The following is a 22,110-nucleotide window of genomic DNA, read 5'->3' as shown; positions in this document are numbered from 1 at the left end:
GGCAAGGAGCAAAGATCTAAAGTTAAGAGCAAAAGATTCAAGATTATAGTAAAGAATTTCAAATGAGTCAATTCTGAGCGAAGGAAAAAAGTTAAGGGTTAAGTTTATAGAAGGTTCCTGTTGGAAGGTTAGAGATAAAAGGAGATGTATTGTCATGAGGCAAATCGCAATCTACGGAAAAGGCGGTATTGGTAAATCAACAACTACGCAAAACACGGTTGTCGCTTTGGCTGAAATGGGGAGGAAAGTCACCATCGTGGGTTGTGATCCTAAAGCAGATTCCACGCGCTTGATTCTGAACAGCAAAGCCCAAACGACGGTGATGGACTTAGCTCGTGAACGAGGGACTGTAGAAGACTTGGAATTGGAAGATGTCTTAGTGGAAGGATTTCTGGGCATTCGCTGTTCTGAATCAGGGGGACCTGAACCGGGAGTGGGCTGCGCAGGACGGGGGGTTATCACAGCCATTAACTTTCTTGAGGAAAATGGAGCCTATACGTCGGATACCGATTATGTTTTCTATGATGTTCTCGGGGACGTTGTCTGCGGCGGATTTGCTATGCCGATCCGCGAGAATAAAGCAAAGGAAATTTATATCGTCACTTCCGGCGAGATGATGGCCATGTATGCTGCCAACAATATTTCCAAAGGGATTTTAAAGTATGCCCTGACCGGTACTGTGCGTTTGGGCGGCTTGATCTGCAACAGCCGTGTGGTGGACAAAGAACAGGAACTGATTGAAGCTTTGGCTAAAGCTCTGAATACCCAAATGATTCACTTTATGCCCCGGGATAATGAGGTCCAGCGGGCCGAGGTGCGCAAACAAACGGTGATTCAATATAATCCATCTCATCCTCAAGCGGATCAATACCGAGAGTTAGCCAGGAAGATTGAGGATAATACGAAGCTTACCATCCCAACTCCGCTTAGTATGGATGAATTAGAGGCCTTAATGATGGAATTCGGCATCATGGAAATGTAATAACGGGCAGCGATGGAAATGAGGGAGGACAGCCTTATGAGCGTATTGGAGACAACGGAATTCAGGAAGCAAGTTGTTGAAGAAGTACTGGATATTTATCCGGAAAAAGCTAAAAAGAACCGGAGAAAGCATATTACCGTTAAAGAAAATAATGAGTGTGCCAGCTGTGCCGTTAAATCTAATGCGAAAACTGTTCCCGGCCTGATGACAGCCCGGGGATGCGCTTATGCAGGGGCTAAAGGTGTTGTTTGGGGACCGGTGAAAGATGTTACCCATATTTCCCACGGACCAGTGGGATGCGGATACTATTCCTGGGCCAACCGCAGGAATTTAGCGGACGGCGAGATTGGCGTTGATAACTTTGTCCCTTTTTTATTCACCTCGGACTTTCAGGAGAGCGATATCATCTACGGTGGGGACAAAAAGCTGGAGAAAATTATCGAAGAGATTGTAGAGCTGTTTCCCAACACCCAAGGAGTTTCAGTTCTCTCGGAATGTCCTGTGGGATTGATTGGAGATGACATTGAGAGCGTATCCCGGCGTATGAGTGAGAAACTGAACCTTCCGGTCATCCCGGTTCGCTGCGAGGGATTCCGGGGTATAAGCCAGTCTTTGGGCCATCATATTGCCAACGATGCCATCCGAGATCATCTCATAGGCAAAGGTCCGGAAAGAGAAGTCGGTCCCTACGATGTGGGGATTATCGGAGATTACAATATCGGAGGCGATGCCTGGGCCAGCAAAAAAATTCTGGAGGAAATCGGCTTAAAGGTTGTTAATATCTGGACCGGCGATTCCACAGTGGAAATGCTGCAGAACGGACATCGTGTCAAGCTGAATTTAATTCACTGTTATCGCAGCATGAATTACATGGCCCGCCACATGGAGGAAACCTATGGTACTCCCTGGCTGGAGTTTAATTTCTTTGGGCCGACGAAGATCAGGGAATCCGTTCTTAAAATCGCTGCCATGTTTGATGACACCATTATTGAAAAAGCTCAGATCGTCCTGGAAAATTACGAGGCAGAGATGCAAAAGGTTATCGATATTTATCGCCCGCGTTTGGAAGGAAAAAAAGTGATGCTCTATGTGGGAGGTCTTCGCCCCAGGCACGTGGTGGGAGCATATGAAGACTTGGGTATGGAAGTGATCGGGACGGGTTACGAATTTGCCCACAGCGAAGATTATGACAAGACCATGGCTAATATTAAAGACGGAACTTTGATTTATGATGATGTGACGGCTTATGAACTTGAAGAGTTCGTCAATAAGTTAAAGCCCGATCTCGTAGGATCGGGGATTAAGGAAAAGTATGTTTTTGAAAAGATGGGCTTGCCTTTCCGGCAAATGCATTCTTGGGATTATTCAGGGCCTTATCATGGCTATGAAGGATTCCCGATTTTCGCCCGGGATATGGATATGGCTGTCAACAGCCCTACCTGGAAATCAATTAAAGCTCCTTGGTCTAAATAAGCTGGGCAGAAAGGATGTCGCATATGGAGACTTGCACGAAGGTCACAAAAGAGTGGCTTAATACGATGGAATACCGAGAAAAGAATTTTGCCCGGGAAAAGTTGGTCATTAACCCGGCTAAAGCCTGTCAGCCTCTAGGCGCCCTGCTTTGCTCCCTGGGCATTGAAGGTTGTTTGCCCTTCGTTCATGGTTCTCAAGGCTGCGCCGCTTATTTTCGCAGCACCTTATCCCGTCATTTCCGGGAGCCTGTAGCAGCGGTGTCGGATTCTATGACGGAGGATTCGGCGGTTTTCGGCGGGCAGTCGAACTTTCATGAGGGTTTAAAAAATGCTTATACCGTTTACAGTCCCAAAGTGATAGCGGTATTCACGAGCTGTATGGCGGAAGTTATCGGCGATGATATCAAGGCCTATTTAGGGAATGCCAAGGAACAAGGATCGATACCGAAAGAGTTTCCTGTGGCTTTGGCGAATACCCCCAGCTTTAAAGGATCTCATATTACCGGGTATGACTCCATGCTCAAAGGTCTTATTGATTGTTTAGCAGAACCCAGGCAGGAAGAGAAAATCAACGATAGGCTTTATGTAGTCCCCGGATTTGATACCTATCCGGCGAACCTGCGGGAATATAAACGGTATCTCAAACTCATGGGTGCTCCCTCTGCTCTTATCCCTGATCACAGCGATGTTTTGGATTCTCCGAATTTAGGCACCTATCAGCTTTTCCCCGGCGGAACACCTATTAAAGATATGAAAGAGGCGTTAAATGCCAAGAGCTATTTGTGCCTGCAATCCTACACCACTCCGTCAACCAGTAAATACCTGGCAGGTAAAGAAGTTCCTGTGGAAACGATTCCGATGCCCATCGGAATCGGAGGAACCGACAAATTTATTGAAGCGATTGCCACATTCACGGGTCGAGAGGTTCCTGAGGAAGTTACCATTGAACGGGGACGGGCCATTGATGCCATGACAGATGCTCATCAATATATTCATGGCAAGAAATTTGCTCTCTTTGGAGATCCGGATATTCTCGTCGGTGTGGTTTCCTTCCTCTTAGAAATGGGAGGAGAGCCTGTTCACATCGTTTGTACCAACTCTACTCCAGCCTTTAAAAAAGCTATGGAAAAACTGCTGGCTTCCAGTCCTTATGGTCAAGGAGCCACCCTCTATCCAGGCAAGGATCTTTGGCACCTGCGGTCGCTATTAGTCACCGAGCCGGTTGATATGCTGATTGGTGACGGCCATGGCAAGTATGCTGCCCGAGATGCCAATATTCCCTTAATTAGAATAGGGATTCCTATTTATGACCGGGTGAACCTCCACCGCTATCCTATCGTGGGCTATAACGGAGTCATTAACTTGATTACGATGATTGTTAATACCTTCCTGGATGAAAAAGACAGGAATTCCACAGACACTTATTTTGAATTAATGCGCTAAGGCGTTGAGAACGGAGGGGTGGTTCATGTTTACCAATCTTTCAAAATTAGACCTCAAAGACAAACCTTCCCTGGCGGAGGCCGGTTCGCCGAAATTGTGCATGAAAGCCCTGCCCGGTGAAGGCGCGGAGCGAAGTTGTGCTTATGATGGGGCAAGAGTTGTGCTTATGCCTATTACCGATGTGGCTCATCTTGTGCATGGTCCCATTGCCTGTGCGGGGAACTCATGGGATAACCGAGGAGCTCGCTCCTCCGGTTCCCAACTGTATCGGCGGGGGTTGACCACGGATTTGCTGGAGAACGATGTAATTTACGGCGGAGAGCAGAAACTTAAAGAGGCCATCTTGGAAATTGCTGCGAAACATCAGCCTAAAGCAATTTTCGTCTATGCCACCTGTGTTTCTGCCCTTATTGGTGATGACATGAGCAAAATCTGTGCAGAAGCTGAGGCGGAACTGCCAATTCCCATCATTCCTGTCAACGCTCCGGGCTTTTTAGGCGATAAAAATATCGGGAACCGCATAGCAGGAGAAGTTTTGTTTGAACGGGTCATCGGCACCGGCGGCGGGCCACCGGAGAAAATTCCCCTTTCGATTAATCTCATTGGCGAGTATAACATTGCCGGGGATTTATGGGGAATCTTGCCTGATTTAAAGAACTTGGGAATTACGCTGCAAACAGCCATTACCGGGGATGCCAAATTTGATGATATTCGTTCAGCTCATCGGGCTTGTCTCAACGTCCTGATTTGTTCTAAAAGTTTGACCAACCTAGCGCGGAAGATGGAAATCCGCTATGGGATACCTTTTATTGAAGGGTCCTTTTACGGAATTCATGATACTTCCGAAACCCTGATCAACATTGCCAAAGCTCTTAACGATCCTGAATTGTTGACGAGAACCCAGGCTTATGTGCAGAAGAGGGAAGTGGAAACCCGGGAAATTATCGCTCAACATAAAAAGAAATTAGAAAATAAGCAAGCCATTTTATTTACCGGAGGGGTCAAAACCTGGTCCATGGTCTCTACCCTGGCGGAATTAGGAATCAATATTCTGGCGGGAGGAACTCAAAACTCTACCCCGGAGGATTTTCAAAGAATGAAAGAACTGATGGATCCAAGTGCTCAGATTATTGAAGACACCAGCTCTGCAGGTTTTCTAAAAATCATTGCCGAGAAGAAACCTGATTTGATCGTTGCCGGGGGGAAGACAAAGTATTTAGCCCATAAGACGAGAACGCCTTTCCTGGATATTAACCATGGCCGGAAACTTCCCTATGCCGGCTATCAGGGAATGGTGACCTTCGCAGAGTCGTTAACACGGACGGTATTTAGTCCTGTGTGGGGGCATTTAAAAGCGAAATTCCCCCCGGTAGGAGGGTAAGGACATGACGAAAATAAGATCATATCAGGGTAATCCCCAAAAAAACAGTCCTGCTTTGGGAGCGACCTTGGCTTTTCTCGGAGTGAATGGGCTTCTGGCCTTGCTTCATGGCTCACAAGGATGTTCATCTTTTATACGTTTACAATTGTCCCGGCATTTTAGGGAACCGATTCCCTTGAATTCCACAGCGCTCTTGGAGGACTCGGCTATCTTCGGCGGCTGGGAACATCTCAAAAAAGGGATTGCCGTAGCAGCGGATAAATACAAACCGCAAATTATCGGAGTACTGAGTACCGGGCTCACGGAAACCTTTGGCGATGACATGGTCAGCGCTCTGTCCAGTCTTCGCTCAGAACGCACGGATTTGCTTGATTTGCCGGTGGTTCTGGCCGGCACTCCCGATTATATCGGATCGATGCAAGAGGGATATCAGCGGACTGTAGAGTCTTTGCTGACTACCCTGGCTGTTAATTCCGAAATTGATGAGGTAGTATCCGGTAACTATAGGGATGAATTGGGTTCGAAGACCATGACCCAAGGTGAAGACATCCCTGCCCTTGCCTTATTGCCGGGATGTCATCTGACTCCGGGGGATGTGGATGAACTTAAAGAAATTGTTACTTTGTTCGGCTATCACCCTATTACCATTCCCGACCTGTCTATTTCCCTGGACGGGCATGCGGAACTGGAGGCGGCTCCTTTGGTACAGGGGGGGACACCCCTTGAAGATTTCCGGCGTTTGGCAAAATGCAAAGCTTGTTTCTCTTTTGGATTGAGTATGGAGAAAGCAGGAGAATTTTTAAAGCGAACCTATGCAATTCCCCACACCAACTTTCCTTCCCTCACCGGCCTTTCGGCTACCGATTCCTTTATTCTGACTCTGGCCCGGACAGCAGGGAAGCCGATCCCCGCAAAACTGCTCCGCCAGAGAGACCGGCTGTTGGATACAATGGTTGATTTTCATGATCAACTGGGAAAGCTCAAAGTTGCTGTTGCCCTGGAAGTGGATCTCTTATATAGTTTGGCTTCTTGCCTGGTTGAAATGGGTTCGGAAATTACCTTAGCCTTAGCCGCCTCTCAGTCGGGAATTCACAAGTTCTCACTGCCTGTGCCGATTGAAGTGGGGGATTTGGAAGATCTTGAAGAAGGGGCTCAGACCGGCAAACTAATCATTGCTAATTCTAACGGGCGCCAAGCCGCGGAATTGCTTAAGATTCCTCATTTGAGAGCAGGATTGCCGGTTTTCGACCGGGTTGGTTACCCGCAAAAGCGCTGGATTGGTTATGAAGGAACCCAGCAGTTTCTCTTTGATGCGTTAAATTCACAAAGTTAGGAGGTCAAGATATGTTGATAGCCTTTGCCAGCAGTAATGGGGAATCAATAGACTCCCATTTCGCCTCCGCGCCAGTATTTGAAGTCTATGAATTCGGAGGGAAGAAACAAGGCTTTGTCCATTCTGCCCAGGTACGTGCGGAAAGCTTTGCCGGGGAGAAGGATTCGGAGGATAAAGTTGACGCGCGGATTAAGCACTTAAAGGAATGCGCCATTGTCTATTGTACCCAGATCGGCGGTCCGGCGGCAGCACGACTAGTTCAGTGCGGTATTCACCCTTTGAAAGTGCCGGAAGGAACGAGAATTTACGACGAATTGGGCAAATTGGTCCAATTGTTTAATTCCGGAAAAACACCGCCTTGGCTAAAAAAGAAAATGGCTAATTAAAGGGGGATTAACATTGAGTGACGGCCAGAATTACCAAACCTTTGGGGGATTCCCTTGGACCCCTTTATATGTGGAAGCCATTGACAAAGACAAATGCTTTGGCTGCGGCAGATGTGTCAAATTGTGTGTGCAAAAATGCCTCGGTCTGGAAAGTTTTGAAGATGATGAGGGGACTGAACGTCATACAGCCATCATTGTCAATAAAGATCAGTGCATTGGCTGTCAATCCTGCGGCAGTATCTGTGTACGTAAAGCTTATACATTTAAGGCTAAATCGGCTTAATTTGAAGTTTTCTCACCTGCCCCTGGACACGACAATAAGCGAACGAGCTTATCGCTAGGAAACTTATCACGAAACTCCTTAATTGTGGATCAGCCGAAGGTCTCTGAAGCCCAAAAATTGCGATACTCTCCACTGAAGACTATCGGGATAGCAGGAAGATCTGATAAAGAACAGCGATATCTATCTCTTGGCTCTGAAGAACTAGATAAAAAATGATAGGAGGGATTAAGATGCAAATTGAATGTAGACAAGGAAATCTAAACGGCCATCTAAACCTAGGACACCCCTGTTTTGCAACTCAGGGACACGGCAAAACCGGACGTATTCATCTTGCCGTGGCACCGGGGTGTAACATCTCCTGCAATTATTGCGTGCGTAAATTCGATTGTGCTAATGAATCCCGGCCGGGAGTAACAAGCAAGGTGCTAACACCGGAGGAGGCTCTGGAAACTGTCCGAAAGGTGAAAGCGTCGGACATGGGAGCAAAGTATAGGGTGGTGGGCATTGCAGGTCCGGGAGAACCTTTAGCAAACAGTGCCACTTATGCAACCTTCCGCGAGGTAAAACGAGAGTTTCCTGAAATGATTCTTTGTCTAAGTACCAACGGACTTCTCTTGCCGGAGAAGATAAACGAATTGGCGGAAATCGGGGTGTCCCATATTACCATTACCATTAATACCCTTGATGAAGAAGTGGGAGCTCAGATTTACAGCTATGTCCGTTGGAAGGGTAAAACGCTGACCGGTGCCCGTGGGGCAAGAATTCTGGTGGGTAATCAGCTCAAGGGTCTGACAATGGCTGCCGCGGCCGGAATGACGGTAAAGATCAACACGGTGATTATTCCCGGGATCAATGACAAGCTACTGTATAGCTTAGGTCAGGAAATCAAAAAGAGAGGTGCCCATATTCATAACATTGTTCCTTTGATTCCTCAAGCTAAACTTGCTCATATAAAAGCTCCTTCCAAGGAACTGATAGCCAGCTGCAGAAGGAGTATGGGCGCATTTCTGCCCCAGATGGAGCACTGTCAGCAATGTCGTGCTGACGCCATTGGTTTCCTCTAATCAAAATTAGAGAAAAGTATAGAACCTGAAAGTCAGGCAATCAGATAGTACGAAAAAGAGGGGGTTCGGATATGGATAGGATTATGTTATGCGATACAACCTTGAGGGATGGAGAGCAAGCACCGGGTGTAGCCTTGGGGTTTCGGGAGAAAGAGATGATTGCCAGGGCTTTAGCGGATGCTGGGATCGATGAACTGGAAGTGGGGGTTCCGGCGGTCGGGGATTCGGAAATCAAGTCAATTACCCAGTTAGCGGCCCTGCATTTGCCCGTTCGACTCATAACCTGGAATCGTGCTGTGCTCACGGATCTCCAAGCAAGTTATCGTACGGGAGTTGAAGGAGTTGCTATTTCTGTTCCTGCTTCAGAGCAGCAGATTAGGAATAAATTGAAAAAGGATCGGGCTTGGGTGCTTGAACAGATGGGCCGGTGCATACTCAATGCCCGAAAAGAGGTAGACTATATTGTCCTGGGTTTGGAAGATGCCAGCCGAGCGGATTTTATATTCCTGGCGGAAATCTTGGCTGAGGCGGAAAGGCTGGGGGTTAATCGCGTGCGTTTCGCAGATACCCTCGGGATTTTGGAACCTCTTAAAGTGTTTTTTACCCTGCAGGATCTTGTCAGAATGTCGGGTATACCTTTAGAGTTCCATGCTCATAACGATTTGGGGATGGCTACCGCGAACTCTCTTGCTGCCGTTCAAGCAGGCTTTAAGGCCTTAAGTGTAACGGTTGGCGGATTGGGAGAACGGGCGGGAAATGCCCCTCTTGAAGAAGTAGCGGTTGCTTTGAAATACGCCCTTTATGAGGAGGTGGGAGTTGACCTTAAACGATTAAATACTATCGGCTCCTTGGTGAGTTTAGCCGCGGGCAGGACAATTCCCAAAGCCAAACCGATCATCGGGCAAGATGTCTTTACGCACACCTCATCGATTCACATTGATGGTCTGAAAAAAGACTTTGCCAATTATCAATCCTTTCCGCCCGAAAATGTGGGAAGACAACATTCAACGTCTTTTGGCAAGTATTCGGGGCGAAAGAGTATCCTGCGATTGTTGAAGGACAAAGGAATAGAACTCGATCAGGAAACAATTGATCATCTTTTGGCCAAAGTTTTAAGACGTGCCAATGAAATAAAGAGGGTCTTAAGAGAAGATGACATTATGGAAATCGTTGTGAGCTCATGTTAGATGGATATCCAACGATTTAAAGGCCTTCTTTGTGCTAGCTGCTCAAAGAAGGCCTTTAACGTGTAACCAGTGTAAAAGGTGTAAATGGGTATAACTGAGTATAAACGGGTATAACAGGGAGTGATGAGACTATGGCGGTTCAGAGCCCTCACTATGTGATCAGAAGGGCAAAGCCATCAGATATTAGGAGTCTGATCAGGCTTCTTAAACTTTTATTTTCCATCGAATCAGATTTTTCCTTCAATGAATTGACACAGCAGCGCGGTTTAGAAATGATGCTCCAAAATACCGGGGATCGCTGCGTTATGGTGGCTGAATCCCAGCAGCAAATCATTGGGATGTGTACGGCTCAGACTTTAGTCTCCACAGCCGAAGGCGGAATTGCAGCCATCATTGAAGATTTAATAGTGGAGGAAATCTGGAGAGGGCAAGGATTGGGAAAAAAGTTACTCTCTGCCGTAGAGGAATGGGCGATCACCAGGGGTGTTAACCGCCTTCAGTTGCTGGCAGATCGTAATAATACTGCGGCCATAGGCTTCTATAATAACGTGAATTGGCAAAGAACCGACTTAATTTGCTTGCGAAAATACGTGAGCATCAGCGAGTAGAAAATATTGAGCTTTTTAAGCTTTGGTAAAGAGAGTTTTGAGAAGAGTTTAGGTAATAATTTAGAGAATAGTTCAGGGAATAGTTTAGGGAATGGATGGAGTTGCTAAATTAATAGAAATAGTCAGAAATTGACCGCTACAGTTCAATAGTCTTTAAAAATCAAAAATATTAAAGCGAATGTATTAAGTATAAAGTCTAATCCTATATTGCAATTCAATTAGGGCATAGCGTATAATGACGTTGTAGTTTGGTTTTGTTAGTTTTAGATAGTTTTTGCGATAAGGCGTTAGAACGCGACTCAACAAAAACTAACTTAAACGAACAAAATTGAGTTAATACATAAGGGGGAGTAAAAGTGAAAAAAATAGTTTTATTATTATCGGGTCTTTTGCTAATATTCACCTTGACAGGATGCGGTGCCGGAAATACCGCCCAACAGCCTTCGAACACAGCGCAAACTCAAGCTAAACCAACAGAACTCATGATTTCAGCCGCGGCAAGTCTGAAAGATTCTTTGACCGAACTCCAGAGTGATTATACGAACGTTAAACCCGATGTGAAACTGACCTTTAATTTTGCAGCTTCCGGTACCCTTCAGCAGCAAATAGAGCAAGGTGCTCCCGTGGACTTATTTATTTCTGCCGGTAAGAGTCAAATGGATGCTTTAGAGAAAAAGAATTTATTGCTTAAAGACAGCAGAATCAACTTACTGGGTAATGATTTAGTTCTTGTAGCCGGAAAGGATAACACTAAGATTACTTCTGTACAAGATTTGACGAAAGCAGATGTCGCTCAGGTTAGTATCGGTACTCCTGAATCAGTACCTGCAGGCAAATATGCTCAGGATTCTTTGAAGAACCTCAAACTATGGGATGCTATCCATTCCAAACTGGTGCAAGCCAAAGACGTGTCCCAGGTACTTAATTACGTTGAAACAGGGAATGCGGATGCAGGTTTTGTTTACCGGTCGGATGCCCAACAATCGACAAAAGTTAAAGTTGTTGCAGTTGTCCCCGATAACACTCACTCTCCTATTGTTTACCCGGCAGCTATTATTGGCGCGACGAAAAATCAACAGGCCACTGAGGATTTTCTTAAGTATTTACAAAGTTCCGACGCTCAAAAAGTCTTTGTTAAATACGGCTTTAAGATTATAAAATAATTGAATCTAGGTGAGTCCTATGGATTTTAGTTTTGTCCCTATTATATTATCACTGAAAGTAGCTCTGGCAGCTGTTATCATTGTCACCTGTTTTTCAATTCCCATAGCAGGACTCATGGCTCGGCGGGAGTTCTGGGGTAAAGATGTTGTGGAGTCAATTATTACCTTACCTTTAGTACTCCCGCCCTCTGTTATCGGTTTTATGCTGCTGGTTCTTTTCGGGAAGTACGGTCCCCTAGGTGTGTTCCTTGAATATTTTTTCCATACCAGAGTTGTTTTTACCATTGAAGGAGCGGTGATAGCGGCAGTGGTGGTTTCCTTTCCTTTAATGTACCAATCTGTAAGAGTTGCTATGGAAAATGTTGATCCCAACCTGGAGAAAGCCGCTCGTACCTTAGGGGCAAGAGAAGTGAGAGTGTTTTTCACCATTACTCTTCCTCTAGCCTGGAATGGCATTATTGCCGGTTTGGTTCTTGCTTTTGCCCGGTCCCTGGGCGAATTCGGAGCAACCTTGATGATTGCCGGCAATATACCCGGCATAACTCAAACCATGCCCCTTGCGATCTACTTTGCCAATGAATCGGGAGACATGCGTACGGCGAGTATCTTGGTTATCATCATGACTGCTTTTAGTTTTCTGGTGATTTACGGGTTGAACCGCTGGGGGAAAGGATCGCGGCGGAGTTCGCGTGGAGGTGGGACAAATGCTTGAGGCTCATTTTAAAAAGAAACTGCCTTCCTTTGAGCTGGAGGCTGATGTCTCTATCAGTAATGGTATTCTTGCACTGGTCGGACACTCCGGTGCCGGCAAAACGACATTTTTGCAATGTGTGGCAGGTCTTCAGACGCCGTCTTGGGGAGAGATTAATATTTCGAATAAGACTGTTTTCTCATCTGAGCTTGGTACGAATGTCCCCATCCGCAAGCGGCGCATTGGTTATCTCTTTCAGGACTATGCACTATTTCCTCACATGACTGTGGAGAAAAATGTCTTGTATGGCAAGCCTAAAGAGGAAAGTGTCTCCGAAAAAGTTCTTACTGCAGGCGATGTCTTGGAAATGCTCAAGATTACTCATCTCCGGAATCGCTATCCGGATCAGATTTCGGGAGGAGAAAAACAAAGAGTCGCCCTTGCTCGAGCCTTGATGACGGAGCCGGAATTATTGCTCTTAGACGAACCTCTCTCAGCTCTTGACCAAAACACCCGGAGCATACTCCAACAGGAGCTGCTTAGGCTTCAAGCCCAATGGAAAATCCCCTTTATTCTCGTGACCCATGATCGGCAGGAAGCTGAAATGTTGGGAGACCAAATTATTAAGATAGATCAGGGCAAACAAGAAATAATCAAGGGGCGCAGCAAACGAGAAATAATTGGGGAACTGAATAGAGCTTAACAAGTGAGATAATTTTCAGATGTTACTCAAAATGACATTTAAGACAATATTTTCAGATAATGCATTAGATTAAGTTGGTTAAACAAACGTACGGCGAGGATAGAAATTTCGCAGTATAGTTCCCGTGAATTTAATAGATAATCTCCGAGCCAGGAGGACCTAAAGAGCGTATGATCGTTCCATGGTCGCTGGACAGGATTTTAATCCTCAGGGTATCTCCGGAAACGGGTATGCCTTCACGTTTTTGAAAAGGAGCAGCGCGTCTAAGCCGAATGAATACCGGTCTATTATTACTGGCTCCCTTTTCCGGGGAGCCATTAGTTTTTTTGCTGGCCAAGGATGGTGAGAGGAGGCCGTGAAAGCCAATGAACTTAAGAGAAGATAAGAATGAGCTCCTGTGATCAACGGGGAAGTTGGTACCCTTAATTTTTTGCCGGAATGTAGAAAGGAGGATATTTTGAATACTCTGTTCAGAGGTTTGGATTTTTCTCCATTATTAATTTCACTAAGGGCTGCAACCTTGGCAACCGTTGTGACATTTTTCTCGGGAATTGCTGCAGCAAGTTTTGTTTCAGCTTACCGAGGCAAATTCAAGGGTTTGATTGATGGAATTCTGACGCTGCCGCTGATCTTACCCCCAACTGTCGTCGGCTTCTTGCTGCTTTTGGTATTCGGCAAATACGGGCCTTTGGGGAAATTGTTGCTGGCCATCGGAACCACCGTGATCTTCTCTTGGCCTGCCACAGTTATTGCCGCTTCGGTGGTGGCCTTTCCGCTGATGTATCGAACGGTGAGAAGCGCTTTTGAGCAAATTGATCCATCAATTGTTTATGCTGCCCGCACTTTGGGTGTCTCTGAATGGAAGATATTTTGGAAGGTAACAATTCCCCTGGCCTGGCCAGGGGTGGCAGCAGGTACGGTATTAGCTTTCGCCAGGGCTCTGGGTGATTTTGGTGCTACACTCATGATTGGCGGAAATATTCCAGGAGAAACATTGACGATTCCAGCCGCTATCTTTTTTGCTGCTGAAGGGGGAGATATGGAAAAGGCCTTGTTATGGGTAATTCTTATCTTTATTATTTCGCTGATGGTCATGACCTTAATGAATTACTGGTCTGATTACCAGCGTAAAACGATTGCAGCAAGCGCAGGGAATAGCCATGGAATTATGCGTTGATATTCGCAAGAAATTATCCGGATTTGAACTTAATCTTAATTTTGAAACCAGTGAGGATGTTTTAGGCCTCTTGGGGGCTTCCGGCTCGGGGAAAAGCATGACTTTACGATGTATTGCCGGCATTGAGACCCCTGATTATGGACAGATTGTCCTTAATGGCCGGATTTTGTTTGATTCTCAAAAAGGCATTAATCTGCCTTGTCGTCGAAGAAGAATCGGGTATGTATTTCAAAATTACGCCTTATTCCCTCATTTGACCGTAGAAGAAAACATTGGTTTCGGGATCGGAGAGCTAAGGCGCAAGGATCAAAAGGCGATTATCAAAGAAATGGTAACGATGATAAAGCTGGAAGGTTTGGAAAAGAGATACCCCAGCCAACTCTCAGGGGGACAGCAGCAGCGAGTGGCTCTGGCCAGAGCCTTAGCCACAAAGCCGGAAGCTTTGCTTTTAGACGAACCTTTTTCAGCCTTGGATGATTATCTCAGAAACCATATGGTCAGGCAATTAACGGAGACCTTAGGGAAGTTTCCGGGAGCAGCTGTATTCGTTAGCCATAACATGGAGGAAGTTTACCGGGTATGCCGGAACTTAGTGATCCTCTCACGAGGGATAATTGAAGGGAAAGGAGGGACAAAGGAGGTATTTAAGGCTCCGCCCTCACTGGCGGCAGCTCAATTAACCGGCTGCAAAAATATATCTCCGGCGATCTACATATCACCCTTTGAGCTGAAGGCCTTAGACTGGGGTATTACTTTAAAAACTAACATAAAACTTTCGCAAGACATTAAATATGTAGGTATTCGTGCCCACTTGATAGGTGCTGTTTCAGATGAAACAAAGGATAACGTGTTGCGCTGTTGGCTTAATTTTGCAAACGAAGCACCTTCCAGAATAACGCTTTATCTATTTATAGAAAAAGAAAATCCGGGGCAGAGAGGCCATCAGATTGAGTGGGAAATTACCCCGCAAATGTGGCGGTTTATGAAGATTCAACCTCAGCCATGGAAACTGTGGATTGACCCGGAAGACTTAATTATAGTCTGAATATTCCTGATAGAGTGAGGAGAGGGAGGAAAAGGAAATGTTTTCTGGAATAAGAAAAAATAGAAGAAGTCGTGTTATTTGGGGACTGATGAGTTGCTTATTCATTTTCGTACTGTTTATTTCCGGGTGCTCAGGCAGTGCCAAGGAAGCCTCGACATCCACAAGCGGCAGTGCGAACCAGAGCAAGCAGGTTAAACTTATGATTTCTACGGCTCCCAGTCTGAAAGGTTCCTTCGAAATAATTAAAGGCTTGTATGAGGCCAAAAATCCGGGAGTAACATTAACATTTAATTACGGCCCGTCAGGTTCTCTGCAAAATCAAATTGAGCAAGGTGCCGCCACGGATATTTATATCTCCCAGGGCAAGCCTCAGATGGATGCTTTGGAACAAAAAGGGCTTATTAAGAAGGACTCCAGAGTAAATCTTTTAGGGGATGAACTCGTTTTAATTGTAAAAAAGGACAATACGTCCATTAAGAGTTTTGAAGATTTGGCAAGACCGGATGTCAAGAAAATTGGTATTGGTGAAGCCAAATCAGTTCCGGCGGCTAAGACCACTCAGGAAACCCTCCAAACGCTTAGGTTGTGGGATGCTTTACAATCCAAGATGGTGGTAGGGAAGGATCTAATGCAGGTTATGGCCTATGTTGAGACGGGAAATGCCGATGCGGGTTTTGTCTGGGATACCATCGCCATCACTTCGGATAAAGTGAAAGTTGCGGCCACGGCGCCCGCTGACTCTCATTCACCTGTTGTCTTGCCAGCCGCCATAATAGCGAGTTCTAAAAATAGCGATGATGCTGCTAAATTCTTAGCCTATTTACAAAGTGATGAGGCTATGAAAATTTTTAATTCCAATGGTTTTGCTAAAGTCAAATAATTATGAATATCGGGGGTGAATACAATGCTGTATATCAGTGATGAAACGATTGATCGCTGGCTCAAAGAAGATGTTCCGTATCTCGATTTGACAACGCGCACGCTTGGTATTGGGGACTCAAGGGGCAAGATCACTTTTAAGGCCAGAGAGTTTACGGTGTTATCAGGGGTTGAGGAAGTAGTAAGGATCTTTGCCAAAGTGGGAATCACCCCCCTGCGATTCCTGCCGTCGGGATCTGTGGTAAACAAGGGGGACGTTTTTATTGAAGCAGAAGGAATAGCTTCAAACCTTCACATGGCTTGGAAATTGTCTCTGAATATTCTTGAATACTCTTCAGGCATTGCCACAAGAACAAAAAGGATGGTGGATAAGGTTAAAGCTGCCAATCCTAAGGTTGCTGTGCTGGCTACGCGCAAATCGTTTCCCGGGACTAAAGAACTGTCAATAAAGGCGATCCTTGCCGGGGGGGCTTTTCCGCATCGCTTAGGGTTATCGGAAACAATATTAGTGTTTAAGCAGCATATGGTTTTTCTGGGCGATATCAAAGATCTAGCGCAAAGAGTAGGAGATATTAAAGCGCATGCCTGTGAGAAAAAACTCATTGTTGAGGTGGAATCCATAGACGATGCACGTCTTTTAGCTGAAGCCGGCGTTGATGGATTGCAGTTTGATAAAATACCTGCCCCTCTTTTAAAAAATATTGTTGAACAAATCAGAGAGATAAATCCTCATATCACCCTTCTTGGAGCAGGTGGCATTAATGAAGGAAATATTGAGGAGTATGCTCTTACGGGAATTGATGGCCTTGTAACCACTTCGGTGTATTTCGGAAAACCTTCTGATATTGGAGTGACGATGGAGCAATATTAAGTTGTGTGCTTTACCGCCTCTCCATGCAATGAGTTCACTCTTGTGGGCGAAGCTGCCTTCCTTTGAGGTTTATCGTGTTCGGGGCAGTTTCTTCGGGGTAGATTATTGAAAATGAGAAAGGAGCGAGATATCAATGGAGTGGTTGACCTTAACGATTGATGGGAAAGAAGTTTGCGTTCCCAAAGGGACAACGGTCCTTGAGGCCTGTCGCCTGAATAATATTCCGATCCCTACCCTTTGTCATAATCCGGAATTCACACCTACCGGATCTTGTCGTTTGTGTGTTGTTCAAATTGAAGGAATGCGCAATTTGCCCCCGGCTTGTGCTACTCAAGTTACCCAGGGGATGAAAGTGGAAACTCAAACCTCAAAAGTAAGAAATGCTCGCAAAATGATTCTGGAATTGCTGGTGGCTAATCACCCCCTGGATTGCATGACTTGTCAAAAGCTTGGGAGCTGTTTGTTAGCTGAGTATGCCTATGAATACGGTGTCAAAGGAAAAGTCTTTCAGGGGGAAAAACGCGATCTTCCCATCGATGATACCAATCCCTACATCTTAAGAGACCTAAACAAATGCATTCTCTGCGGAAAATGTATCGCCACCTGTGAGGCCGTATCTGAGCGCAATGTGATCGGGTTCGCTTATCGGGGATTTAAGACTAAGGTCTCCACGTTTATGGATACGGATTTAAAAGATTCCGATTGTGTCTACTGCAACAGGTGCGTTTCTGTCTGTCCGGTAGGAGCTCTTATGGATAGGAATACGATTGGTAAAGGCAGAGAGTGGGAATTAACGTCGGAAGAAGTGACTTGCACGTTTTGCGAGTCAGGCTGCAAATTCAACCTTAAATTAAAAGATGGAACGATGATAGGCGTTACTGCAAAGTCAGCCGCTAAAGGTCGTCCTCTATGTCTAAAAGGCAGAATTGGTTCCGATTTCAGGTACAATCCTGACCGTACAGACAGGCCCTTTGTCAAGCAAAACGGAGAATTTGTTCAGGTGACCTGGGGTGAGTTTTTAGGTCTTGGCGGTATTCTGGAGAAAATAAACTCACTGGCCTAGGGGCTTTATTACTGCCGCACACACTGGAGTCATTTTTATTTTTCTTAACTGTTATCTTTGTAACGTTAACAGTAGGCTGTATCGGACTTTTAGTATTTAAGAAATAATCGAAATCCGTTCTTTTAAATTATTCAATCTCTGATTTCACTGTGTATTTTTGTCGAGTTCATCTAAAACATTTCTCAAGGCTAATATGCCAAACATTGTTTTAGGAAATCCGGCTGTAGGGGCTACCAACATAATGGCATGCTCGATTTCCTCTTCCGTACAGCCGCTCGTCAGCGCTTTTAGGATATGTGTTCTTAAAGCATAGGGGTATTGGCACTCCGTTGATAAGGCTACTTTAATTAACCAACAGGTTTTTTGATCAAGGGGGCCTGATTCATGGACCAATTTGCCATAGTTTTCGTAGGCCTGATAGAGATTTTCATGGGTTGTTGTAAAATACTTCAGGTTTTTTTCAATTGTGTCCAGGTTATCGAAATAATCTTCCAAAATAGTTTCCCTCCTTGTTTTAATCGGCAAATAGTTGACGTATTAATTCATTATCCCGGTAAATGTTGCGGGATTTGAACGTAAATTTGCACTGACTGGGGACGGGTCGATAACGATAGCGTCTTTAAATTCCGGGGCAAAGAGATCATTAACTTAACTCCGGTAAAAATTGTTACTTTCGGTAAGCTTAGGCTTAATTTGCCCATAAGCTCGTTCAATTTATTCCTTTTAACAGCTTAGGTTTATTCGATAATTTCCAGGTGCATAGGTGGGACACCCCCTTGCAGCTTCTTGCAGCTTCTGACAAGGAGGTTGATTAGGCGATTCTTGCGGAATTCCCTCAATATCTGATATACTTTATGTTTAGGATAGCATCTCTCGGAATATTAAATATTACGTCAAAGTATAGAAATGAGGGGGAAGACCTTGGCACAGGCTTCACAACGTATTCGTAACTTTTCCATTATTGCGCATATTGATCATGGCAAATCGACATTAGCGGATCGACTGATTGAATATACCGGGGCTCTTAGTAAACGGGAAATGGAAGAACAAGTTCTCGATTCCATGGACTTGGAGCGTGAACGGGGAATTACGATAAAACTTCAGGCCGTACGGTTGAGTTATAAAGCCAAAGATGGTGAGGTTTACGAGTTAAATCTTATCGATACGCCCGGGCATGTCGATTTTACCTATGAGGTGTCCAGAAGTTTGGCGGCCTGTGAAGGAGCCTTGCTGGTGGTTGATGCGGTTCAGGGGATTGAAGCGCAGACTTTGGCGAATGTTTATCTGGCCTTAGAAAACAATCTGGAAATTATTCCGGTAATTAATAAAATTGATCTTCCCAGTGCAGAACCTGAGCGGGTTCAGCAAGAAATCGAAGATGTAATCGGACTCGATGCCAGTGATGCCATCTTAGCTTCCGCTAAGGTGGGAACCGGTGTGGAGGAGATTCTGGAGAGAATTGTGACTATGGTTCCTGCTCCCCAAGGGGATGATCAGGCTGCTTTGCAAGCCTTGATTTTTGACTCGAAGTTTGATGCCTATAAGGGAGCAATCTCTTATGTGCGAATTGTTGAGGGACGGGTATCCAAAGGCACGACCATGAAGATGATGTCTACCGGGAAGGAATTCGAAGTGACCGAAGTGGGTGTTTTTACGCCTGCGATGAAAATTGTGGATGAACTTAAAGCGGGCCAGGTTGGCTTTATTGCGGCAAGTATTAAAAATGTTAAAGACACTCAAGTTGGAGATACGATTACCGATGCCGAACGTCCTGCCGCCGAACCCCTGCCGGGCTATCGAAAGTCCACTCCGATGGTGTTTTGCGGTCTTTACCCGGTGGAGACGAACGATTACAATCGCTTGCGGGATTCATTAGAAAAACTTCATTTAAATGATGCCAGTCTAGTCTTTGAACCGGAAACCTCAGCTGCTTTAGGATTTGGCTTTCGCTGCGGATTTTTAGGATTGCTCCATATGGAGATCATTCAGGAACGGCTGGAAAGAGAATATGATTTAAATCTTATAACTACAGCACCGAGTGTTATCTACAAAGTAACAACTATTATTGGAGAAGTATTGGATATCGATAATCCTTCGAATCTTCCCGCTGTTGATCAAATTGCCAGTATTGCCGAGCCTGTCGTTAAGGCGACGATTTTGGTTCCGTCCGAGTATGTGGGAGCCATTATGGAATTAAATCAGGAAAAACGCGGGACCTATGTGGCTATGGATTATGTGTCGAAGAACCGGGTGAAGTTAGTTTACGAGCTTCCCCTCAGTGAAATTGTCTTTGACTATTTTGATGAATTGAAATCCAGGACCAAAGGATATGCGTCCCTGGATTATGAGCTATCCGGGTATAAAGAATCGGATTTGGTCAAAATTGATATTCTTCTTAATGGTGAAATGGTAGATGCCCTTTCCTTCATTGTTCATAAGTCCAAATCCTATAACCGGGGCAGAAAACTGGTAGAGAAGCTGCAGGGGATTATTCCAAGACAGATGTTTGAGATTCCGATTCAGTCCGTCATCGGAAATCGGGTCATTGCCCGGGAAACGGTTCGGGCCATGAGAAAAGATGTCCTAGCCAAATGTTATGGCGGAGATATTTCCCGAAAACGAAAACTTCTGGAGAAACAAAAAGCCGGGAAGAAACGGATGAAACAGGTGGGAAATGTTGAAATTCCCCAAGACGCTTTTATGGCTGTATTAAAGATTGAGGATTAAATGGTCACGGCTCCTCTTTCCCCACAAGAGCTTTGTGAGCTTTACCGCCTCTCCATGCAATGAGTTCTCTCTTGTGGGCGAAGCTGCCTCCCTTTCAAAGGTCGTTAAGATCTTTGGGAACTCGGAACTTTGGGGCACAATTAGCTTTGATTCAAAATGCCCCCAATATGGTAGGATGCGCCTTTCCGTTGTAAGCTGGTCAGATATTAAAGGCGTTCCGGATTGAAATATAAAGGAGAGATATCCTCGTTATGCCTTCTCTATATGTTCATGTTCCCTTTTGTATTCAGAAGTGTGATTATTGTGCGTTCTATTCTCATACGCTGAAGGATGTCCCGGGGGACCTTATAGCCTTGTATTTAGAAGGCCTGGCACTTGAAGTGGCCGGGCGTCGAAAAGATGCTCCGCAAGGGGTATCTTCTCTTTTTATCGGAGGGGGGACGCCGACGGTGTTAACTGCTGAAAATCTTGAGCGGCTTATGATATTGATCACTCAAAACTTCGCTTTTGAAGAGAGAGCCGAAAAGACAGTGGAAGGAAATCCCGGAACTCTTACTCGTGAGAAGATCACTATCATACGGAAATATGGAATTAACCGTTTTTCTCTGGGGGTTCAAGCCTTTGATGATAGGCTTTTAAGAAATGTCGGGCGTTTTCACAGCGCTCAACAGGCTCGAGATGCAGTGAGGTTTTTGCGAGAGGCGGGGTTTTCGAACTTGAATTTGGATTTAATGTTCGGACTTCCCGGGCAAGATATGATCTCATGGAAGACTTCCATTGAAGAAGCCTTAGCTTATAAGCCGGAACATCTTTCACTCTATGGGTTAATGTTAGAGGAAGGGACTCCATTGTATGATCGCTTTCGAGAAGTCCCAGAGAACTCAAGCTTAATAGGGGGCGCGGAAATCAAAGATGAATTTTTGAGAAAGACAATTTCCGAGAAAGACCGGGACTTGCCCGACGATGATCTCCAGGCGGAGATGCAGGAATGGGTTGTGAAACGTTTGGAAAACGATGGCTACATCCAGTATGAGACGTCGAATTTTTCACTTCCGGGCTTTGAGTGCCGACATAATTTAGGGTATTGGCGAGGGAAGGATTATATAGGTATGGGTCCGGGCGGGGTTTCATGTCTTAAGCGAGTCCGGCAAAAGAATGTGGAAGATGTGCGGGCTTATTATACAAGTCTTTTCGAGGGACGGGAGCCCCTTGATGACGATGGTAAAGAAGTGTTATCTCTCAAGGATTGCATGGCTGAACGTATGATTTTGGGGCTGCGGCTGCGAGAGGGAGTCAGCTTCTCGCAGTTTCGTGAGGATTTTGGCGTTGATCTTAGGGATATTTATGGGAATGTATTGGAACGCTATCAGTATGGGGATTTTTTTGAAATAAATGGTGATAGTTTGTGCTTGAATTCTAAGTATTCGTTTGTAGCGAATGGGATTTTAAAAGACTTTGTGTGAACAAGTGCTCGGGTCGTACGTTCGCAGAGCAAACTAACCGTTCCAGCGACTGGCTATGGGGAGCGGGGTTCCCACCATAAGCGCCATCCATGGCGCTATGGCGGCGGCGCACGTCCTATGCGCCGCCCCGTGTCTGGGGTCGGTCGCTGGAACGGAAGTTTGCTGGGCTGCTCCCGTAAAGCCCTCGCG

At 45.5% G+C, this 22,110-nt stretch carries 21 protein-coding genes and 1 riboswitch; of the genes, 20 read left to right on the top strand and 1 reads right to left on the bottom strand.

The annotated features are described in order from the left end of the window. The first annotated feature begins 154 nt into the window (after window positions 1-154). From nifH to DESACI_RS19170, 18 genes are all read left to right on the top strand, one after another. Window positions 155-982, top strand: a complete 828-nt coding sequence (gene nifH, locus DESACI_RS19255; protein WP_014828887.1) for a nitrogenase iron protein — start codon at window positions 155-157, stop codon at window positions 980-982. A gap of 36 nt (window positions 983-1,018) precedes the next feature. Then, entirely contained in the window at window positions 1,019-2,455 is a 1,437-nt protein-coding gene (nifD, locus tag DESACI_RS19250) for a nitrogenase molybdenum-iron protein alpha chain (protein ID WP_014828886.1), read from the top strand. Between the two features lie 14 nt (window positions 2,456-2,469). Continuing rightward, window positions 2,470-3,897 carry a nitrogenase molybdenum-iron protein subunit beta gene (nifK, locus tag DESACI_RS19245; RefSeq protein ID WP_041276142.1) on the top strand — a complete coding sequence of 476 codons (1,428 nt, stop codon included), beginning with the start codon at window positions 2,470-2,472 and terminating at the stop codon, window positions 3,895-3,897. Window positions 3,898-3,922: 25 nt separating this feature from the next. After that, the gene (gene nifE / locus DESACI_RS19240) at window positions 3,923-5,278 is read left to right on the top strand and encodes a nitrogenase iron-molybdenum cofactor biosynthesis protein NifE (RefSeq protein WP_014828884.1); all 1,356 of its coding nucleotides are present in this window, start codon (window positions 3,923-3,925) and stop codon (window positions 5,276-5,278) included. 4 nt (window positions 5,279-5,282) lie between these two features. Beyond that, complete coding sequence (gene nifN, locus DESACI_RS19235; protein ID WP_014828883.1) at window positions 5,283-6,611, top strand: nitrogenase iron-molybdenum cofactor biosynthesis protein NifN; 1,329 nt, start codon at window positions 5,283-5,285, stop codon at window positions 6,609-6,611. Window positions 6,612-6,622: 11 nt separating this feature from the next. Then, on the top strand, window positions 6,623-6,997 hold the full coding sequence (locus tag DESACI_RS19230) for a NifB/NifX family molybdenum-iron cluster-binding protein (protein ID WP_014828882.1): 375 nt from the start codon (window positions 6,623-6,625) through the stop codon (window positions 6,995-6,997). A gap of 13 nt (window positions 6,998-7,010) precedes the next feature. Then, entirely contained in the window at window positions 7,011-7,280 is a 270-nt protein-coding gene (locus tag DESACI_RS19225) for a 4Fe-4S dicluster domain-containing protein (RefSeq protein ID WP_014828881.1), read from the top strand. Window positions 7,281-7,510: 230 nt separating this feature from the next. Beyond that, window positions 7,511-8,344: a radical SAM protein gene (locus DESACI_RS19220; RefSeq protein ID WP_014828880.1), complete on the top strand. Its 834-nt coding sequence runs from the start codon at window positions 7,511-7,513 to the stop codon at window positions 8,342-8,344. Between the two features lie 71 nt (window positions 8,345-8,415). After that, window positions 8,416-9,531, top strand: coding sequence for a homocitrate synthase/isopropylmalate synthase family protein (locus DESACI_RS19215; RefSeq protein ID WP_014828879.1), 1,116 nt, complete (start codon window positions 8,416-8,418; stop codon window positions 9,529-9,531). A gap of 131 nt (window positions 9,532-9,662) precedes the next feature. Further along, complete coding sequence (locus DESACI_RS19210; protein ID WP_014828878.1) at window positions 9,663-10,139, top strand: GNAT family N-acetyltransferase; 477 nt, start codon at window positions 9,663-9,665, stop codon at window positions 10,137-10,139. Between the two features lie 356 nt (window positions 10,140-10,495). Then, window positions 10,496-11,302: a molybdate ABC transporter substrate-binding protein gene (modA, locus tag DESACI_RS19205; RefSeq protein ID WP_014828877.1), complete on the top strand. Its 807-nt coding sequence runs from the start codon at window positions 10,496-10,498 to the stop codon at window positions 11,300-11,302. 19 nt (window positions 11,303-11,321) lie between these two features. Then, the gene (gene modB, locus DESACI_RS19200) at window positions 11,322-12,014 is read left to right on the top strand and encodes a molybdate ABC transporter permease subunit (protein WP_014828876.1); all 693 of its coding nucleotides are present in this window, start codon (window positions 11,322-11,324) and stop codon (window positions 12,012-12,014) included. Continuing rightward, window positions 12,007-12,696 carry an ATP-binding cassette domain-containing protein gene (locus DESACI_RS19195; RefSeq protein WP_014828875.1) on the top strand — a complete coding sequence of 230 codons (690 nt, stop codon included), beginning with the start codon at window positions 12,007-12,009 and terminating at the stop codon, window positions 12,694-12,696. The genes modB (DESACI_RS19200) and DESACI_RS19195 overlap by 8 nt, the downstream gene beginning before the upstream one ends. 130 nt (window positions 12,697-12,826) lie before the next feature. Beyond that, window positions 12,827-12,968: riboswitch (molybdenum cofactor riboswitch) on the top strand. A 185-nt stretch (window positions 12,969-13,153) separates the two neighbouring features. Continuing rightward, the gene (modB, locus tag DESACI_RS19190; protein ID WP_242833093.1) at window positions 13,154-13,873 is read left to right on the top strand and encodes a molybdate ABC transporter permease subunit; all 720 of its coding nucleotides are present in this window, start codon (window positions 13,154-13,156) and stop codon (window positions 13,871-13,873) included. Beyond that, window positions 13,857-14,918, top strand: coding sequence for a sulfate/molybdate ABC transporter ATP-binding protein (locus DESACI_RS19185; RefSeq protein WP_014828873.1), 1,062 nt, complete (start codon window positions 13,857-13,859; stop codon window positions 14,916-14,918). The genes modB (DESACI_RS19190) and DESACI_RS19185 overlap by 17 nt, the downstream gene beginning before the upstream one ends. A gap of 37 nt (window positions 14,919-14,955) precedes the next feature. After that, complete coding sequence (gene modA / locus DESACI_RS19180; protein ID WP_014828872.1) at window positions 14,956-15,798, top strand: molybdate ABC transporter substrate-binding protein; 843 nt, start codon at window positions 14,956-14,958, stop codon at window positions 15,796-15,798. A gap of 24 nt (window positions 15,799-15,822) precedes the next feature. Continuing rightward, the gene (modD, locus tag DESACI_RS19175) at window positions 15,823-16,668 is read left to right on the top strand and encodes a ModD protein (RefSeq protein WP_014828871.1); all 846 of its coding nucleotides are present in this window, start codon (window positions 15,823-15,825) and stop codon (window positions 16,666-16,668) included. 133 nt (window positions 16,669-16,801) lie between these two features. Beyond that, window positions 16,802-17,731, top strand: a complete 930-nt coding sequence (locus DESACI_RS19170; protein WP_014828870.1) for an NADH-quinone oxidoreductase subunit G — start codon at window positions 16,802-16,804, stop codon at window positions 17,729-17,731. 144 nt (window positions 17,732-17,875) lie between these two features. Here DESACI_RS19170 and DESACI_RS19165 read toward each other — a convergent pair whose 3' ends face one another. Further along, entirely contained in the window at window positions 17,876-18,226 is a 351-nt protein-coding gene (locus DESACI_RS19165; RefSeq protein ID WP_014828869.1) for a carboxymuconolactone decarboxylase family protein, read from the bottom strand. Between the two features lie 426 nt (window positions 18,227-18,652). Between DESACI_RS19165 and lepA the strand changes: the two genes are divergently transcribed. Both lepA and hemW read left to right on the top strand, forming a co-directional pair. After that, complete coding sequence (gene lepA / locus DESACI_RS19160; protein WP_014828868.1) at window positions 18,653-20,458, top strand: translation elongation factor 4; 1,806 nt, start codon at window positions 18,653-18,655, stop codon at window positions 20,456-20,458. Between the two features lie 251 nt (window positions 20,459-20,709). Then, window positions 20,710-21,921: a radical SAM family heme chaperone HemW gene (hemW, locus tag DESACI_RS19155; protein WP_014828867.1), complete on the top strand. Its 1,212-nt coding sequence runs from the start codon at window positions 20,710-20,712 to the stop codon at window positions 21,919-21,921. Window positions 21,922-22,110 lie beyond the last annotated feature (189 nt).

Origin of the sequence: Desulfosporosinus acidiphilus SJ4, assembly GCF_000255115.2 — a bacterium.
In the GTDB taxonomy this organism is placed as follows: domain Bacteria; phylum Bacillota; class Desulfitobacteriia; order Desulfitobacteriales; family Desulfitobacteriaceae; genus Desulfosporosinus; species Desulfosporosinus acidiphilus.
This window is presented reverse-complemented; position numbering and strand designations above follow the sequence as displayed.

Coding starts and splice junctions, on each gene's coding strand:
- nifH (WP_014828887.1), top strand. CDS start 155: ATGAGGCAAATCGCAATCTACGGAAAAGGCGGTATTGGTAAATCAACA.
- nifD (WP_014828886.1), top strand. CDS start 1,019: ATGAGCGTATTGGAGACAACGGAATTCAGGAAGCAAGTTGTTGAAGAA.
- nifK (WP_041276142.1), top strand. CDS start 2,470: ATGTCGCATATGGAGACTTGCACGAAGGTCACAAAAGAGTGGCTTAAT.
- nifE (WP_014828884.1), top strand. CDS start 3,923: ATGTTTACCAATCTTTCAAAATTAGACCTCAAAGACAAACCTTCCCTG.
- nifN (WP_014828883.1), top strand. CDS start 5,283: ATGACGAAAATAAGATCATATCAGGGTAATCCCCAAAAAAACAGTCCT.
- DESACI_RS19230 (WP_014828882.1), top strand. CDS start 6,623: ATGTTGATAGCCTTTGCCAGCAGTAATGGGGAATCAATAGACTCCCAT.
- DESACI_RS19220 (WP_014828880.1), top strand. CDS start 7,511: ATGCAAATTGAATGTAGACAAGGAAATCTAAACGGCCATCTAAACCTA.
- DESACI_RS19215 (WP_014828879.1), top strand. CDS start 8,416: ATGGATAGGATTATGTTATGCGATACAACCTTGAGGGATGGAGAGCAA.
- DESACI_RS19210 (WP_014828878.1), top strand. CDS start 9,663: ATGGCGGTTCAGAGCCCTCACTATGTGATCAGAAGGGCAAAGCCATCA.
- modB (WP_014828876.1), top strand. CDS start 11,322: ATGGATTTTAGTTTTGTCCCTATTATATTATCACTGAAAGTAGCTCTG.
- DESACI_RS19195 (WP_014828875.1), top strand. CDS start 12,007: ATGCTTGAGGCTCATTTTAAAAAGAAACTGCCTTCCTTTGAGCTGGAG.
- DESACI_RS19185 (WP_014828873.1), top strand. CDS start 13,857: ATGGAATTATGCGTTGATATTCGCAAGAAATTATCCGGATTTGAACTT.
- modA (WP_014828872.1), top strand. CDS start 14,956: ATGTTTTCTGGAATAAGAAAAAATAGAAGAAGTCGTGTTATTTGGGGA.
- modD (WP_014828871.1), top strand. CDS start 15,823: ATGCTGTATATCAGTGATGAAACGATTGATCGCTGGCTCAAAGAAGAT.
- DESACI_RS19170 (WP_014828870.1), top strand. CDS start 16,802: ATGGAGTGGTTGACCTTAACGATTGATGGGAAAGAAGTTTGCGTTCCC.
- hemW (WP_014828867.1), top strand. CDS start 20,710: ATGCCTTCTCTATATGTTCATGTTCCCTTTTGTATTCAGAAGTGTGAT.